Annotated in this window: 12 protein-coding genes; all 12 read right to left on the bottom strand. The window is 38.4% G+C overall.

Annotated elements, in window-relative coordinates:
- Positions 1-225: 225 nt before the first annotated feature.
- Positions 226-807: a rhomboid family intramembrane serine protease gene (locus tag G622_RS0101180; protein WP_026509175.1), complete on the bottom strand. Its 582-nt coding sequence runs from the start codon at positions 805-807 to the stop codon at positions 226-228.
- A 79-nt stretch (positions 808-886) separates the two neighbouring features.
- On the bottom strand, positions 887-2,083 hold the full coding sequence (locus G622_RS0101175) for a toxic anion resistance protein (protein ID WP_044956899.1): 1,197 nt from the start codon (positions 2,081-2,083) through the stop codon (positions 887-889).
- Positions 2,084-2,085: 2 nt separating this feature from the next.
- Positions 2,086-3,402, bottom strand: a complete 1,317-nt coding sequence (locus G622_RS0101170; RefSeq protein WP_026509173.1) for a hypothetical protein — start codon at positions 3,400-3,402, stop codon at positions 2,086-2,088.
- A 12-nt stretch (positions 3,403-3,414) separates the two neighbouring features.
- Entirely contained in the window at positions 3,415-5,295 is a 1,881-nt protein-coding gene (locus G622_RS0101165) for a 3'-5' exonuclease (protein WP_026509172.1), read from the bottom strand.
- A gap of 24 nt (positions 5,296-5,319) precedes the next feature.
- Positions 5,320-5,505, bottom strand: coding sequence for a hypothetical protein (locus G622_RS0101160; protein WP_026509171.1), 186 nt, complete (start codon positions 5,503-5,505; stop codon positions 5,320-5,322).
- Positions 5,498-8,149, bottom strand: a complete 2,652-nt coding sequence (locus tag G622_RS0101155) for a hypothetical protein (protein ID WP_026509170.1) — start codon at positions 8,147-8,149, stop codon at positions 5,498-5,500. The genes G622_RS0101160 and G622_RS0101155 overlap by 8 nt, the downstream gene beginning before the upstream one ends.
- A complete protein-coding gene (locus G622_RS0101150) occupies positions 8,142-10,619 on the bottom strand; it encodes a UvrD-helicase domain-containing protein (protein ID WP_026509169.1) in 2,478 nt (825 codons plus the stop codon). The genes G622_RS0101155 and G622_RS0101150 overlap by 8 nt, the downstream gene beginning before the upstream one ends.
- Positions 10,620-10,647: 28 nt before the next feature.
- Positions 10,648-10,863, bottom strand: a complete 216-nt coding sequence (locus G622_RS0101145) for a YdbC family protein (RefSeq protein ID WP_026509168.1) — start codon at positions 10,861-10,863, stop codon at positions 10,648-10,650.
- Positions 10,864-10,879: 16 nt separating this feature from the next.
- Positions 10,880-13,939: a type III restriction-modification system endonuclease gene (locus G622_RS0101140; RefSeq protein WP_026509167.1), complete on the bottom strand. Its 3,060-nt coding sequence runs from the start codon at positions 13,937-13,939 to the stop codon at positions 10,880-10,882.
- Positions 13,936-14,415, bottom strand: a complete 480-nt coding sequence (locus G622_RS0101135; RefSeq protein WP_026509166.1) for a hypothetical protein — start codon at positions 14,413-14,415, stop codon at positions 13,936-13,938. The genes G622_RS0101140 and G622_RS0101135 overlap by 4 nt, the downstream gene beginning before the upstream one ends.
- An 18-nt stretch (positions 14,416-14,433) precedes the next feature.
- The gene (locus G622_RS0101130) at positions 14,434-16,398 is read right to left on the bottom strand and encodes a site-specific DNA-methyltransferase (protein WP_026509165.1); all 1,965 of its coding nucleotides are present in this window, start codon (positions 16,396-16,398) and stop codon (positions 14,434-14,436) included.
- Position 16,399: 1 nt separating this feature from the next.
- Positions 16,400-17,050: a DUF4391 domain-containing protein gene (locus G622_RS0101125; RefSeq protein ID WP_242832929.1), complete on the bottom strand. Its 651-nt coding sequence runs from the start codon at positions 17,048-17,050 to the stop codon at positions 16,400-16,402.
- Positions 17,051-17,066 lie beyond the last annotated feature (16 nt).

The following is a 17,066-nucleotide window of genomic DNA, read 5'->3' as shown; positions in this document are numbered from 1 at the left end:
TTATCACCAATTTTAATAACAAAGCCGGTTCCTTGATAATACACAATACCCTTTACATTAGTCTTAAGATTGGTTATTTCCGTTATGCCTTTTTCTAAGTTTTATATTTGTACTCTCCGTCAGTATACGATGTATCTATAAAATGCATTCTCATTGATTTGTCCTTCCTTGGGCTCAATAACACACCTATACATTAGTTTCTTTAGTCTAATCTTCACCGAACATTTATCTTGAATATTTAGGTTTCCTATTGAGCACATACCCCAGTATTGCACCTACCGCACCGCCAACAATATGCGCCATATTAGAAATATTATCGGAAATAGTAATTCCTTCAATCACCTGCTGCCCTATGTATATAATCGCAACAAGTATAAAGGTAAGCGGAATCTCTCCATCCTTAAAGCCAGTAAAGGAAGCCAGGATAATAAAGGCAAATACTACTCCACTGGCTCCACACAAGCCTACACTTGGAAAGAAGATGTAATTTACAAGTCCTGTCACCAAAGCAGTAATAGCGATTATCTCTAGCAGGGTTTGAGAACCATGTTTCTCCTCAAGCATCGGACCAAGCAGTAACAAATAAGCTGCATTATTGATAAAATGCGACCATCCACTATGACCAAGAGCATGTGTAAAAAACCTAATATACGTCAATGGATTCGCCAGCGATGAATGATAGGTCATGAATAGGAGGTTTGTACTCTTTCCCATGGTCAGACCATCTATAACCAGCACCACCAGGCAGATTAGAACAAAGGTCAGCACCACCGGTGCATTATAGGATATCTTCAATTTTTTCTTCATCAATCTGCCTCCTACATTCTAATAACAAAAATGGAGATGCCTACAGAATCCGTATCACATCCCCATTTTATGATTCTGTTTATCTGCTTCCTGCTTCTAGCAGTGCCTGTTTCAATTCATCCTCAATCTTAGCCAGCTCCTCCTGAGCCTCACTTCTTCGCTTTGATCCTTCTTCATGAATCTTTACAACTTCATTGATTGAAGTAATAATATCTGCATTTACCTTACGAATCGTTTCAACATCTACTATGCCTCTCTCTGAAGCAAGAGCAGCATCAATAGCACCCTGTTTAAGAGTTTCAGCGTTGCGCTTGAACATCTCATTTGTCATATCAGTTACAGCACTCTGAGCATCAAGAGCTCTTCGGCTATGCTCTATGCCAAGTGCCAGAACCATCTGGTTTCTCCAAAGAGGAATCGTATTGATGATATCTGATCTTAGCTTATCAACAACTTCCTGATCAGCATTCTGTAACAATCTAATCTGTGGTGCCATCTGAATGGAAACAAGTCTTGTTGTTTCAAGGTCAAATACTCTCTTTTCAAATCGCTTGCAGGCATCATCATAATCACGGTAAATCTGAATATCAAGCTGATCTCCTGTAGCGTCTGCTTTGTTTTTTAGCTCCACAAGCTTTGTTGACTTTGCCTGTTCCAAAGCTTTTTTACCAGCTATGATATACATTGTGAGTTCCTTGTAAAACTCAAGGTTCATGTTGTACATTTCATCAAAGACATATACATCCTTAGTAAGAACCTGCTGATGGTGCTGCAAATCTTTCTCTATCTTCTGGATGTTGGTTTCAGCACTCTCATAATTGGAAATCAGGTATGTAACCTTGCTCTTACCCTTCTGGAACAGTCCAAGCAGTCCCTTCTTCTCTGGAGCAACTGTACTGTTTATAGCTGCACGGAGATCTCTTAAGCTATCGCCCACATCTCCAAACTCTTTTGTACGCACTTTTCCGGTAATGGAAGCTGAAAAGGTTGATATTCCCTTCTGTGCACTAGAGCCATAGGAGTTAAGCACTTTAACATTGCTGATATCAATCTGCTTAACAAACTCGTCCACCTGCTTCTGCTCCTCAGGAGTAAGCATGGACTCATCCGTGGAGCCAGCATTAAACACAGCATCTGCCGTAGTTGTCTGAATAGAGCCAAGAGAAGGCTCTGCCAGTACAGGCGCATTTTCATCAGGGTCAAGCGTTAATGGTCTTGCCTTAATTGTGCCCATTCCCTGATCCATCACTCTTTGTTCTTCTTTCAACTCTGACATAGTTAATCCCTCCTAAGTTTTAACTCCGGGTCCACATACCCATCCTGGCTCATCAACGCTTCAAGAGCCCTTGCTTCCGCATTAGTTTCAATTGTCACAAATTTGTATATCTCATCTATTTTCTCATTCACAAGAAGTAAAAGCTTCTTGGATGCTTGATACACGTTTTCCCTAGTGTCCTGAAGAATTTCCTCAGAGGGCTTTACAACCTCATATTCTACAAGAGTTGCTGTTACCGTAAGTGCTTCCGGTGCAAAATAGTCATCAAACTGGTCTAGGTCTGCATGATAGACGTGATCAAATTTATCCACTGCATCCTGTAGCAATGGCATACGTTCTATAAGCTTTTCATAGTTTTCTCTGATGTTCTCAGGCATTTCGCACTTCAAAAGCAACTTACAGGCAGCTACATAATTGGCTATTCCCTGCTTTTCTAAAAGTGCTTTAAACTGAACTCTATCTAACCCCGACTGCGGAACAATCATTGCCTCTTCTTCAGGGCGAGACGCAACCGGCTCTTCTATAATAGGTTCTACTATAGTAGTCTCTTCCATAGCCGAAGCATTTACTACCTGCTCTTCCTTTTTATATAACGGATTCTGCAAAAAAGCAGGATTCAAAACAATATGTGCTCGCCTTGAATACTGAACTTTTATATCATCAATAGCACTTCTCTCTGCCTCTATCTGTCCAATCCAACCATTGTCGCGCGGCCGGAACGCTTGATAAAAATAGAGGTTCAAAATAATTGTATATCTCTTATAGATTTCTAAAAAATCTTCAACCGCACTCTCATCACCCTTTCCAATATATTGAAGCAAATGATAAAAGTGTCGGCCTGTCCAGGTTGGATCAAAGCATTCTACAAAGTATTTTCGATACCCGGAATCAGTACCTATCTTTTCCAAATGTTCTGAAGCTGAAATAATTCCGGAAAGCTTAAATATTTTATCAATAAAGGTCTGAAGGTGTTTCTCTCGAAGTTCAGGCATTACATGAAAGGCTTGAATATGCCTGTCTGCAATATCTATCGAAAAATCCTTCCACAAACAAGCTGTATCACAGCCAGATGGTATTTCTCCAGCATCTACAATAGAACAATACGAATCTTTCAGAGCCTTGTACTGGGAAAGTATCAGCTTCAGCAATTCTTGAATATTAAAATGAGCTAGCTTATCATCGCCCGTCAGCTCCTTAAGCCACTTACTGATACGCTCTTCTTCTGACTTTTTCCATTCTTCCTCTTGCCTAGCTCTGGAATACTCTAAGACCTCAGAATAACGATCTTCTTTTTCTCCGTGATAGCTGATAAATCCCATCTTATACCATCCTTATTTTGAGCTCTTTGTATACCAGCTCGGTCTATGCTTAGTTGCCATTCCACCTTCAGCCTTATAAATCCACATTGCTCCAAACAACTTTTTGGTCTCCTGCACTATCGGATCAAGGCTCTTATCTCCAACAATCCATAACGCTCCGCCTTTATCACGCTTATCAATAGCCTCTATTCCTTTGCTCTTCAAAAAGGCTACAAGATCTCCGTTGGAGGCAACACTGCTTCCAGTCTTCATAACGCTTGAAGAAGCCACAGGTTGTGTACTTACAACAGTTCTTGCAACGGGCCTTATCGGTCTGTTTGTACTTGACGTACCTACTACAGTTGTACTACTCTCAGTAGCTGTACTCACTGCCGCCTTTGAAACAAAACTTGGCACCTTTATATTTGGCATATCGCCTGTCAGATTATATAAAGCTGGATCCATATCTGCTATGAATCTTGAACCTTTATTTCCCCAGAAGGTTATAACAAGCTTAAATCTTGCCCTTGTCATAGAAACATAGACAAGATTACGCATTTTAATCATATACTGCTCATAGGCTTCTTCATCATCAGGCTGGAACCCATATGGAAAATTTCCTTCTGCAAACATAGGAATGATAACCACATCAAATTCCAGTCCCTTTGCACCATAGGCTGAAGCTATCTTCACACCAGGCTTAGCAATTGAGAATGTTGAATCTTTCTTAACCTGCTCATGATTGATATTCTCAGAAGCTAACCAATCTGCATAAATCGCTATCTGCTTATTTTTTGCAGCAATAATACCTATTGTTATTTTATCATTAGAAGCGAGATAAGTCTTGATAAGGTTTACAACATATTTCCTCTCAGCTGCAGCATCTTCCAAATGCACAAGTTCAGGTATATCTCCAGTCCTTTCAGGAATGGCTCTCAAACTCTTATCATCTTCAGAAAGTACAGCATCATTTTTTGACCTAATTGATTCTGCAAGTGCATCAATCTGCTTTGTTGTTCTCATGGACTTTGTAAGCTTTTTAGTTGTAGTTTCTATGCCAAGCTGTTTTGCAGTCCACTGTTTACTGAAAATACGCTGATTCATGTCCATTGCAACAACCATGTCCTTCTTATAAAGCATCATGATTGCTGTCATCTGAGCCAGGGATAGGTCCTGGGCCTCATCTATAAGCACATGCTCAAACTTCATTGCTTCCGGGATTAAGTCTGGGTGTCTTACTATAAAAAGAGTCTGATCAGCCCAGTCACCCTGTTTTGTTCTTTCAAGGTGCTCACAGTAACAGGTAAAAAGCTGATAAGCAGTCACCCTATCTGCTGCGCTCATACGTACTTTGCCGCCTCGACCTTTTCTTGGTATTGTCAGATACAGATCCATGTCATCAGTCCAGACATTCATATCCTTCATCCAGTCAAATTCTTCAATCCAGAATTCCGGCTCGATATTATGAAATCTATGTTTACCATACTTAGTCTGATGCGCTCTTATAGCAGCCTTGACATTGTTAATCCTTTGTAGCTCACCCTGTTTTCCCGAATAAGGATACTTCTTAAACGGCGCAGCGCCACACTTTGCAAGAAGCTCATAAATACCTTTTATGAAGGAATTTATTGTAGTAACTACTACACCCTCCTCTGAGGTTCCGTTTACTTCTAAATACTCTTTGGTTGTAGACACAAGAGTATTCTGAAAAGTAAAAATAGCGACCTTATTCTTTGAATCGGTCCCATATTTCGCAAGCAGTTTACGTGCAAACTCCATGAGGACCAGACTTTTTCCTGCTCCTGCAAGTCCCTTAACCATAAGGGTTCGCTCGCCACTATACTTTAAGCACGCCTGCTGTTCATCTGTAAGTTCAATTTCCTGATGATAGGCATCATAAATCTTATCTGCCATATCGTCCTCCTGCTTGTAGTTTCTTTAAAAGTCATCCAATCCAAGGTCTGCTAAGATATCATCAACTTCTTCGTCCACCTTGGCGTCCATGGTAGCAACTGAAGGGTCTATAAGCTCAATTCCGCCTTTTTTTATTTCCGGAATAGCTATTCCATCATCCTCTTTGCTCCAATTATCTGCAATTGTCTGCCAGAATTTTTTATCAATCATAATAACTCTCCTGATCAACTGCGTATATTGCATTTTTACAATAACTGATATGCGGGCAGAAACTACAAGCACGCTGTACCGGATCAATACTTCCTACCATTTCATCGGGTCTGGCTTTCATTTCTTCGTTCAGGTCAAGTCCAGTTCTTCCATCAGGAGTTGCCAATTCACCGAATCTCTTCTTGGTGACCTCGCGAACGTCCTGATTTGGATAGTGGATTTTTAATCTTTCATCTGTATAGAATCTACCGCCACACTCCGAACGATTACCATAGTCAAAATCATTCTCGCCACGGTCATAAGAGATGTAATCATAGACTTGGCGCTTTTCACTCTTTCTAAGAGACGGAAACAGTTCTATAACATTTTTATATACCTGATTCACAGTCATACCCTGGTCTTTCATCAGGTTATAAATCGCAGAAATAAGCGCATTCAAAGCGTAGCTCTGTTGGAATTCCGACTCGAAAGTTGGATGTTTCTCCATAACATAGCCCAAGGTATATTTCATCGGGCAAAGCGCATAAGCCATTCTTGCTTCCTTGATAATATCCCTTGGCTGCTTATCCCTTTCATAAGGAGCTATCTTTCCTGCACCATAAGGTGTATCTGCAATCCTGTTAAAGGTGATTTCTTTTTTCTTTGCTGGATTAAGCTTAATACCAGCAGCATTAGCAATCAGTTTTATATAAGGTGAAGGAGAAAGAAGCTTCTCATTCATCTCACTAATCCAGGAAATGCATACTTCCTTATTCTTTAGACCTGCATACATAAAGTATCTATTACACAGAACAGTAGAATCCATTATCTGCATGAGATTCCTAATCAGAGGATTCTTAGTTGTTTCGTAACACTTAAGAATCTTCTCCTTTGTCAGTGGCCAGATATACTCCTTGTTTCCTCCGGGCATATTGTTCACATCACACATGCAAATATGCGCCTTGCTCATATTCTTGACTGCCTCTGCTTCAATAAAGAAAATAGGGCGCACGAAACCAACTCTATTTGTCTCTATCTCACTGTCATCCAGTCTTCCGGACATAAACAAATCAAGTGCTCTGGCTATATCTGAAGGAGTACATTCAGCAATATAGCTGTTCGATTGATTCAGTTTATCAAAAATATTATCGATGATGCCTCGCTCTTCCTCATAAAGCTCATCGGAGATTTCATTTCTTCTTAATAGACTATTTAGCTTTCCAAGATGCTCATTCACCTTAACTACTCTGTTATTGCCGAACAGCTCTCTAGCCATATCTAAAAGCTGCTTTACAAGCGAAAGGATAATATCAAGTTTCTCAGCTTCAACAGAGAACATACTGAAATTATCAAAAGGATTCTCGATTGCTTCCTGCCACCTGGAAATAGCTGGATCCACATCGTGCTCACTAGAAAAAGGCTTTATAACTACTTCTCTTATCTGTTTAAGCTTCTCAATCTGTTTCTCCCACTGCTCAATAGTCTTGCAAGAAGAAAAGAAGGGGAGGACGTGCATTAGATCCTGCATATACTGTTTTCCGGCAACACCATTGACAGAAAGCCAACCTGAAGAAAAGCAGTCTATAAGACTATCTGCATCCAGAGTAATCGTCTGTAAATCCTCGTTCCACATCTTGTTCAAAGAACTTACAAACTGGCCAATAGGATACGCCAATATCTTTCGTTCTCCATACTCTTCAGGGAAATAATCCTTAAGCATTTCATTAGCTTCTCTCTGACAAGAGGCATAGAGTGTAAACTTGTCACCCTTAATACGTTTCACATCATCTACAAATTCCATGATTGAACCGTATTCTTTTATTTCCAGCTTATTGTTTAGGGTTACGCTTTCTTCACCCTCAAAAATCAGGCCATAAGGATCATAGGCACTTGATTTTTCCATATTCCAGGCTGCCTTCTCCTCATAACCATTCTCTACTGTATAGGTTTTGTCCCAAATCTCATAGACAAATGGGGATCTCTCATCATAAGGGATTAAATATATTAACTGAAATCCCGCCTTTTCAAGGAGTTTCATCAAGTGCTCTTGTATAGGCGTAATATAGTAAAAGCCCATAAATACAACAGCTTCACTGTTGCCAAGACCACTTTCATTGAAAGCTTTAGCAAATACTTCTTCCCAAGCCGATCTTGATGCCATGCTCTCCATGCGATTCCTGTAATCACTTATGGAAGAGTCTCTTTCAAGAAGATAATTCCAAGCATCGACCAATAGCTTTAGATTCCGGTCATCTATTGTATCTAACTGTTCGGGCTTGATCTCTGCTTCCACAAGCAGGTTTATAGCTGACATCATGGAATCTAGATTTCTGATGCAGCCTGTGAGCCAGGTCTGCTCCTTCTTATCCTGCGTAGCAGTTATCTTCTTTCTTATAAACTCAGACAGAATAATTGATTCGCCAAACTTCGCCTGATCACTACTCCAAAGCGTATTGATATTATTTGTAAGATTTCTAAGCTCTGTAATATGTAGCTTTCCCTCAAATGAAAGGACTTCTTCCTTTCTTTCCAAGCCAACAGTACCTATAAACCCTTTTCTTAAGTCCGCAGAGACAGTAATAATAGGATACTGCGCCAGCTCCTTAAAGTATTTATTCTCAGGAAGTTTTGTTAAATCAGTGTATGTATATACTTTTCTACTCATAGTCAACACCTACTTCCTGTATAAAGTTAGCCCAAGTATCCTGGTTCTTTGGGTTCGGAACAAGGCAAATAAAGTGGTTTATTGCACGAGTCATGGCAACATAAAGGATTCTCGCCTCTTCCTGGACAACTGCAAAACTGTCCTTTGCCTTCATTTCCTCATAATAGCTGCTCTGCATCTCTGTATACTTATAGCGCTTATTCTTCTTTTCCTTATCTCCGGTATATTTCCAGGCAACTTTTCTTTCCAAAGGATCTACAATAACCTCTGTAGTTTCAAAGGTTATAAATACACGATTTGTATAAGGAACAAAAATAGTATCATATTCCAGACCTTTTGCTTTATGCACTGTCATACAAAGCACAGATCTGTAATCGTCCTCAGACTCAACCTCCGCTTCACCTTCACTTCTATTAGTCGCAATATTAAGCTTAAGGAAGTTATAAATATCATATATGCTGACTTTTTCCCCACCAAGAGTGCGCTGAATAATGTCCATCAGCTTTTCAAGATTTGCCTGATACTGCTTGGCATCTGTATAGGTCTGAGCATTACATCTATTCTCTTGCCAGCCCTGATCCTGCAATACTTTCTTTCGATTAGTTATGTAATTATCTACTACTGATACATCATCAAGGATGCTCTTAAGCACAGAAAGTACTGGCTTTAAGCGTAAATCCTTATAATATTTCTTCCAGTTTGTCTGATTAAGGAAATGATCAAGATAATCTACAAGGTTATCGTAGTCACCATGAAGCATCTCCATATCATTGATATTCATAGGATCAACATCCCCTGCATACGGCGTTAGCAGGAAATCAAAAATATATTTCGGCTCATCAGGGAACATAAAAGAAGCTACCATTATGTAAAAGTCCCTGACTGCCTCACTAGCATAGAAACTTCCATCTTCTTTAACTGATACCGGAATCTTATTCTTTCTCATAATTGCAGCACACATATTAACTTCTTTATGTGTCCTTGCCAAAAGAACCACTCGCGTCTTTTCTGTTGCTTCTAATCCACCTTCTTCAATACGTGAAATCAGATCCTCACGTCTGCTATTGGCAATTTCTGCTATCTTCCTGTCATAATCCTCAGACTTATCGTCTGCATGTATCATTTTGCAGATACCGTCTTCATGATTAAAAGGAATTACAGACTTTTCGTACTGTAAATAATCAAGCTTTCCCCAGACTCTGAAATACCTGTCCATTTTTTGAAGTACAGATGCAGAGGTGCGATAGTTATTCACCAGTTCAAAGTTCACTGGTTTCTTTATATTCATTTCCTTCCTATACTGTTCCAGGATGTCAAAGGACTGATCATTAGCACCGCGGAATCGATAAATACTCTGCTTAACATCACCAACCACAAATAAGGTTGCTCCTAATAGCTTCACCAAAAAGCAGGCAACCATAATCTGAGACAAGTCAGAATCCTGAAACTCATCAATAAACAGATATTTCATAGTAATGTCGGGTCTCGGAATATAGTCTGACTTAAAGACTTCCTGCAGGTCACGCATAATATCATTCAAACCAACTCCGTCCTTTTCCCTCTTTATATCAAGATATGCCTCATCCAGTTTAGGGATAGTCTCTGTTATAACTCTATGAAAAGACTTTGATGCTGCATCTTTAGGCTCGCCCCAGTCCATCTTTAACATATCTGAATGCGATACTCCGAGCTGTAAAAATCTTCCCCAGTACTGATTCAAAATAGCATTTGCCCTATAAAACGGTATTCCAAGCTGATCCTTGATAGGTTTGGTATCATCTACCTTTCCATCCACTGCGTCTTTGATTATTTCTTTCTTCTCGTACTCAAAGCCTCTGATAGAAAGATTCTTGGTAAAGCTTTCTCCTATACCATATTCACGAAGCATCTGATAAGCAAAACTATGAATAGTAGAAATATTCATCTGGGACTGTTCTTCCAGCCATCTGAGATACTTCTGATCACGAGTCAGCTCATAACGCGCAACCAAGGCATCCTGTAGTCTCTTATTCATCTGATTGGTAGCATCATTTGTAAAGGTAATCATATAGATTTCCTGCAAATGAAGCCCAGGTATTGTGTGCATCAGAAAAAGAATACGATCGATCATAACCGTAGTCTTTCCTGTTCCGGCAGAAGCCTGAACAACGATATGCTCATCAGCCTTACAATGCTCAACCAGATACTGTGCTGAGTTAAACAATGGGCATCCACTTTCCAAAACATTACTAACAAAGCCTGACTCATCGTTTCCATCGATGATGCAAGCAGCATCTGCAAAAGTCACTTTATACGCCTGCAACATAAATATCTTGACAAATGGCCTATTCTCAGCCTTGAGTTCCGATACTTCATCTGCATTCTGAGTAAACCAGATGACTTTTATGCCTTTTGATAACCACTGTTTAATTTTCCCTTTGTACTCTGCGTAGTCCTGATTGCTAAGCAGTATGGAATATAGCGGTTCCATCGTAACAACCCCATTTCTATGAATTCTTTTATAAAGCGTCAATCAGCCCATATAAAGCCTTTAGCTCATCTTCTGTAAGTGTTACACCCTTGCCCATCTTCTCATGTCCCGGTGCCCAGTCGCGGATGTCATACTTTGGAGCTCTGTCATTCCAAGAAATCTTGTTGAGCTCTTTTCTCCAACCATTGCTTCCTTCCGATAAAACCCCGATTTCCTCAACTATTTCATACTTAATGTCTGACATAACTGCTTCCCTTCTTTTACTTCATTACCTTTTCCATTAAAGACTTATAACTATCAACAACGTCATATACAACGTTCTCGTTCGATATAGCTTTGAAGTGTTCCTTAGCACAATGAATCTTTGCATCCTCAATCATCCTAAGTTGCATTGAGTTCATTGATCCTTTTGTCTCTGCTATAAAATAGATATGCTTAACAGTGCCTTCATAAAAAGCAATCGCCCAGTCCGGATTATAATGTCCAACTGGAGTAGATATATAAAATCCATCTGGCAATTTAACATATACCGCTACATCGTTATTTGTATCCAACTCCGTTGCGAAGTCTCTCTCATTGGTCGAATCATAAACAATATGATCATACAAATGCTTCTTAGCTTTCATTGCGTTGACACCGAGCTTGCCTTTAATAGTTGGATCAGTAAAAATATCTGTATCATATTTTTCGTCAAGTACATCATATGTAACATGCTGCACTATAGCTGTAGCCTTCTCGTCATTGATAAGTTGGGCAGCCTTAGATATAAATTCTTCCGGATTATTCTTAAACTGATCAAATACTGCTGGTTTTATTCCCTGTAATATTGCAATGATTGCTTTACGAGTCAGTCCCGTCTCATCTACGAGTTTCCCAACTAAGTCATATTTAACATTTGAGTTTGCAGATGTTGAAATATCATAACTTCCGGACTCTTCCTTTACAAAAGAGCTGCCAGAGGATAACTCCTCTTTGGATTTAATCTCATCCATCGCACCTGTTTCAACCTTGAAGAATATCCTAGAAACTCTAAGCTTTGAATCTAACGATGCAACGGATTTTCTAATAAGTTCATCCGTATCGAAGTCAACAACATAAACTGATTTCGTATTGATTTTTGACCATAATGCCTTAAACTCTTTACTATTAAGCTTATCGTTATCAACTTGCAGCTCAACATTATTACTTCTTGCATTTTCAGGCATCATAGCCTTGCTATCGTAGATTGAATCTATAATATCCACTACACCTGCTTTGAAATCCTTTGCCTCCTCTGCAATCTTCAGATCTCCATTTTTCTTATCTTCATAATATTTATCAGTAAGCTCACCAAGCTTATTAATATAGCCATTCGTAATCAGATCAAAATGGATTGCTGATGCAACATCATGTGTAATAAGGAACTCATTCCCCTGATCATCCTTAACCAGATGGTCGACGAACAGCTCTTTTGTAACAGCCTTAGGTCTGTCAGCTACAGCTTCAGCCATTTCTGTCTGGAGGCCTTTAGCAAATGAGTCATAACTCTCACTTGCTATGACTGTAAGAACATTGATATTATGAACATCATTGCCCAATGCATTGACATCCATACGTTCCCCATCCTGATTAACACATAATCTAAGTCCACGTCCTACTTCCTGTCGTTTTCTTACATCACTGCTACTCTGCTTCAGGGTACAAATCTGGAATACATTAGGATTGTCCCAGCCTTCACGAAGCGCAGAGTGTGAGAATATAAATCTTACTGGTGATTTTTTAGGATTTCGATCAAGGAGCAGCTCTTTATTCTTCATAATTAACTCATAAGCGCTTACATCATCTGACGTAGTTTCTTTCTTGCCAACTTTTGAGTTAATCATCTTTCCCTTATTATCTACAGAGAAATAGCCAGCATGTGTCCTATTTGCCGGTATTGCCTGCAAATACTTAACATATTCCTCATCGCCTATGGTATGCTGCATATTATCAAGAATATCCTGATATTCTTCCTCAAACATATCAGCATACTTACCGTTAACAGGCTGATTTGCAGTATCATATTCGCGATAGTTTGCAACTTCATCAATAAAGAATAATGACAGAACTTTTATGCCCTTATAGAAAAGCTGACGCTCTCTCTGTAAATGTGTAAGTATAGTTTCTCTAATCTGAATTCTTCTTAGCTGGTCTTCATCTACAGCTCCTACTACGTCACCGGCATGTATTTTTATCCCATTGATAAACTCTATAGAGTCATCTCTACCATCAATATGGCTAACTACGAAACCGTTCTTATATTCTTCAAGATTGTTTGAGTAGGCATACAAATTATCTCCTTCTGAAACAATTTTACTTTTTTTCTTTGTAGATCCATTCGCAAGTTTTACCTCAAATTGGAGTGTTGCAGTAGGATCACCCTTTGAAAGATTAATACTTTCCAGATATAAATAACTATCTGTCGCTGTACTTCCAGTCTCAGTAATACCTTTTACAGCTATTTTTTTAACAAGCCTTTTATTGTAAGCTTCCATCGCATCCAAACGATATACCATGTTATAAATGCTATCGCTCTTATGAGTCGCGGAATAACGCAGTGTAAGCATTGGGTTGAACTGTTTCAGGTTTTCCTTCGTTTGCTTTCCTTCTACCGATTGAGGCTCATCAATAATTACTATTGGATTTGTTTTAGCAATAATATCAATAGGCCTACGAGAGCGGAACTCATCTAACTTCATGTATATTCTTCTCGCATCCTTACCCTTTGCATTAAAAGCCTGGGAATTGATTATCATTACATTTATTGAACTGTCAGATGCGAACCTGTCTATCTCTGTAAGCTGCGCAGAATTATATATAAAGAAGCGGATTTTCTTCCCATACTCTTCTGCAAAATGCTCCTGTGTCATTTCAAAAGACTTATAAACGCCTTCCCTTATTGCAATGCTTGGAACAACAATAATAAATTTGCTCCATCCATAGGCGCGGTTAAGTTCATACATTGTTTTGATGTACGTATAAGTTTTTCCAACACCTGTTTCCATTTCAACAGTTAAGTTGAATCCTGAACCTCTTCCCTCAAGCTTATTTGAAGGCGCAATCTGGTTACTTCTCTGAATTTTTTGAAGGTGTTCCAAAATCACCTGATCATTTAACTCTGGAACTATTTTCTGATTGCTCCATCCTGTAAAATCCACATCATCAGTAAGACTCTGCTGTATATACCCTGAGCCTCTATCCATCATATATGTAGGTGTCAAATACGGTTGTCCCGCAAATACATCAACAACCGCTTTGGCTGCATCTGCTTGGAATTTTTGATGTTTATAGTGTAATTTCATTTATATAACTCCTTCTCTTGAACAGTTTTGTCGCATTCAATCAAAAAAATTGAATTCATCGAACCATGCAGAGAGTTTGGCAAACTATTACGACTACTACTTACAATAAAATTTGATAAAACGGATTTATTTATTTCAATACAACTTGATATCTTGAAATATGCAGAAGGCTCATTACCTTTATCAAAAAGGACACTCTTATAGTATTTAGGAAAGCATCCGTCTTGTGGCGTCTCAAAAATTATTTCTTCAACATCACATATATATGCCTTTTTGGCAGAGTGTAAAATAATCATTGGACATTCTTCACTCAGTACAACATCGCAAAACTTTTTCGATGGTTTTTGCTTTCCCACTTTCCCAAACCAGCAAAATCCATTTTGATTAATCACTTCTATATGATCATCTATACAATCCTTATATAAAAAATCACTATATCTAACCAGTAACATTTTTTTGTTTTTCTCAATTTTCATCACATTCTTCCCCCCTTCTTAAATAACCTTCACGCTTGTATAAGGCGCAATATGTTTAATACGTTCCTCAAGGTTTATTTTCTGTGGGCTGTTTGTAAACCCAGAATCCCTAAACACAGCTCTTAATGGTTGCATTTTCGAAATCTCGTCAATTACCGAATCTGGAATATTATTATCAAAGCACGCAACTAAATCACCATCATCACAAACATGAATAGTGCATCCTTCTTTCTGAATTGCCTTATATTTCATATCTAAAGGAAGCCCCCATTCAATGATGCATCCAAATAGCAAATCAAGCGATGTTCTGTCTTCTTTGATGTTTGACTCAAGCAAATCTAAAACTGACTGATTGTATTCGTTTGCAGAATAATAAACATCCTTCATATTTGTGTCATCAACTTTGAACACCCTAAAACCTGTATCAATATCATGTTCAGTTTCTAGCCTTCCTCCGGCGCGCCTAATTCTTTCTTTTCCTATATCGCATATTGTTTTGTAACCCGACTTATATGCATCAGATAACTCATCATTTTCTTCCGGCAACTGAATCATTATAAATTTTCTCTTTCCGCCATCCTCAGCATTTAGTTGCATAACTGCATCAGCAGATGTTGCACTTCCAGAAAAGAAATCCATAACAATAGCATTTTTATTCTTTTGAACAAGTGACACTAAATATTTTATAAGTTCTGTAGGTTTCGCAAAATCGAATGGAATTCCTAAGTCTTTAAGTTCTTTTGAGCTAATTCTATTTTCCCATTTTGTTATTAAATCTACTGGCACCCGCCCTTCAGATTCCCTATCCGAAAGCCAAATCTTATTAAAAACGTTCCACTGAGCAGTTTCTCCATTTTCATTTACTAGCGCAGTTGCACTTGTGCTCTTATGAAAATAAATATTACCTTTCTTCTTTTCTTCAGCGTATCTATCATAAGTCCATTTCCAGCACGTATCTTCATCTGTCGGTAATATTTTTTCCCCTTCAACTATAGATGCCGGAAAGTTTTTTCCCCTTGGTATCAAAAATGAACCATCCGGAGCCTCTATCCAATACCTCTGATTAGGACGTATTCCCAACCCAGGTTGGCATAGCCCCTTTATTGTAAACATCTCACCAGTTCTCTCCCCTTCAGTTTCCTCATGGTTATATGTTTTTTTAATATCATCAGATAACGGTTCTCTAAAAAAGCCCAAACAAGTTATTTCTTTCGCATACACTAGTACATATTCCATATTAGGAGAAAAATATTGTCCCTTATTTCCTCCACTCTTCATCATACGCGATATTATACCTACTTGATTTTGTTCGCCGAAAATCTCATTGCATATTTTTGTAAGGTTATATTCTTCCGCTTGTCCAATTGAAATAAAAATAACTCCATCATCTGAAAGCAGATTTCTAGCAAGCAAAAGTCGAGAATATATCATTGAGCACCAATCTGAATGAAATCTACCATTGCTGTCGGTATTCTTAAATAGCTTATTTCCTGAATCGTCATAGATTCCTGATTCCTCATCATATTCATCTATAGATTGAGTGAAATCATCTCGATAAATAAAATCATTGCCCGTGTTATATGGCGGATCAATATACATTATCTTTACTTTTCCTAAATAACTTTCCTGAAGAAGCTTTAAAGCTTCCAAGTTATCCCCTTCAATGTACACATTTTCTGTATTGTCCCAATCAACACTTTCTTCTGGGCAAGGTCTAAGCGTTTTGCGAATAGCCTTATTTGCCTCTACTATTGCCGCTTTTTTCCCCACCCAACTAAATTCGTATGCTTCATCTCCTTCGAGCACATCTTTAGAAAGCATCTGCCTGAGCATCTCGAAATCTATAGCTTTCTTATATATTTTTTTCTCTGGAGTACTATTCTCTTCGTCTAATGCCTCTGTAATACAATTAGGAAATAGCATCCCTATTTTTTCTACATTATTCCCCATAATATCTATTGACTCCATTTTCATTTTTTCCATTTTAGAGTTCCTCCAGTTCTTTTTTTATTTTTTTTAGTTCTGAATTTAACTTCATTTGTTTATTTAATTGTTTTTCTCGTCGCACTTTCTGCTGTAATGTTTCAATTTGCTTCTTTAACTCTTGTTTTCGTCTTTCTCTATCTACTGATTCTTTCAAGCTTTCATGGGAATCATTCCTTAACAGTTCTCCAGCAATCTGTCTAACTAAATTCTCGTAGACCTTATCTATGTTCAGCCCTTCAATCTTAAGTAGTAATTCTGACTCGCATAACCATTCCGTGTGGTAATATGTTCCTACTTTAAATGCATTGTTTCCTGAAACAGCCTCTTTATAAGCTGTCCATGCTTGATATTTACCATTGTACTCAAGAATAAAAAGAATATGATATGGAATCTTCTTATCAATCAACGAAAGCACTGATTCATCGAGTTCGTTACTACTCAACCGTATTTCAAACACCTGCAATTCTGTAACAATTTCTCCAGGAGCAAGATTCATTGTCTCGGGAGAAATCTTGTTTTTCCAATATATTGTTTTTATTTGTTCTACAAAGTATTTCTTTATAGATGGTGATACATCGAGATTTTCATAAAAGGACTGTTTAGGTATCCTTTTGTTAAACTCAGTACTCTTAGGTAAATCTAACATCATTACCTTCCTTTACACG

The sequence above is a fragment of the Butyrivibrio sp. LC3010 genome (genome assembly GCF_000424385.1).
Classification (GTDB): Bacteria; Bacillota; Clostridia; order Lachnospirales; family Lachnospiraceae; genus Butyrivibrio.
This window is presented reverse-complemented; position numbering and strand designations above follow the sequence as displayed.